Below are 1,140 nucleotides of genomic sequence, written 5' to 3' on the forward strand. Positions count from 1 at the left end.
AATTGGGGTGGGGCGCGGCCGGATCGCTGCCAACGCATCCGGCCGAATCTGAGAGCGACGAAGCCCCACGCGGGTTTCCCCCGCACGGCAATCGATTTGGACGACTTGGAGGAGCGGTGGACGTCGTACTTGGCGTGTCTATGGCGCCTGCGACGGTCCGCATGGTGCTGGTGGAAGGCGAAGCCGCCGGTGGGGTGACCGTCGATCAGGACGGCTTCCCCCTCGCCGATCAGACGACCGCGGCCGCCGCGGCGGATCGCGTGGTCGCCGCGATTCTCGGCACCCGCGAGAGCGCGGCCCAGGGCGGCTATCGGCTGAAATCGAGCGGAGTGGCCTGGACCCATCCTTCCGAGGCCGCAGCGCTGCGAAACACGTTGGCGGAACGCAAGATCGAGAACGTCATGCTGGTGTCGTCGGTCATGGCCGCCGCGGCGCTTGCTCAGGCGGCGGGCAGCGCGACCAATTGCGCGCGCACGGCGCTGCTGTACGTGGAGCCCAGCACCGCGACGCTGGCCGTCGTCGACACCGCCGACGGTTCGGTCGCCGACGTGCGCCGGCATCCGCTGCCCGGCAGCGACGAAGCGGCGCTGGCGAAGCTGGCCGCGATGGTCTCGGGCGCCGAAGCGATGCGGGCGCGCCCGGACGGGCTGTTCCTCGTGGGCTCGGACGTCGACATCCCGTACATCAAGCCGGCGCTCGAGGCGGCGACCTCGCTGTCGGTGACCACGCCCGAGGAACCCGAGATGGCGCTGGCGCGGGGCGCCTCGTTGGCGGCGGCCAACGCCCGGCTGGGCGCGCCGTCGACGATCGCGATGCCCTACGCCGGAGATCCCTCGGCGAACGACAGCGAGCTGGCCTACAGCGCCGAACCCGACAGCGGGAAGGCCCGGGTGCCCGGCGCCGATCGCGAGTCAGCCTCCGGCGAACACCAGAGCCGCAGGTCGGTGCTGGCCGTCGTCGCGGCCACCCTGGTGTTCGTCGGCGGCGTGGTCGCCCTGGCCATCGCCCTGGCCGTCGACATCCGGCCGCACGCGCACCAGCGCCCCGACATCACACAGAACGTGGTCGCCCCGGCCAATCCGGGGCCCCCGCCGCCACCGGCGGTCCCACCGCCACCGCCGCCGGCATCGGCCCCGGCGG

At 72.9% G+C, this 1,140-nt stretch carries 1 protein-coding gene; it reads left to right on the forward strand.

The annotated features are described in order from the left end of the window. Positions 1-116 precede the first annotated feature (116 nt). A partial coding sequence (locus tag A5713_RS02995; protein ID WP_068092333.1) for a hypothetical protein occupies positions 117-1,140 on the forward strand: 1,024 nt, incomplete at its 3' end.

The organism is Mycobacterium sp. E2497 (assembly GCF_001668695.1).
Lineage (GTDB): Bacteria > Actinomycetota > Actinomycetes > Mycobacteriales > Mycobacteriaceae > Mycobacterium.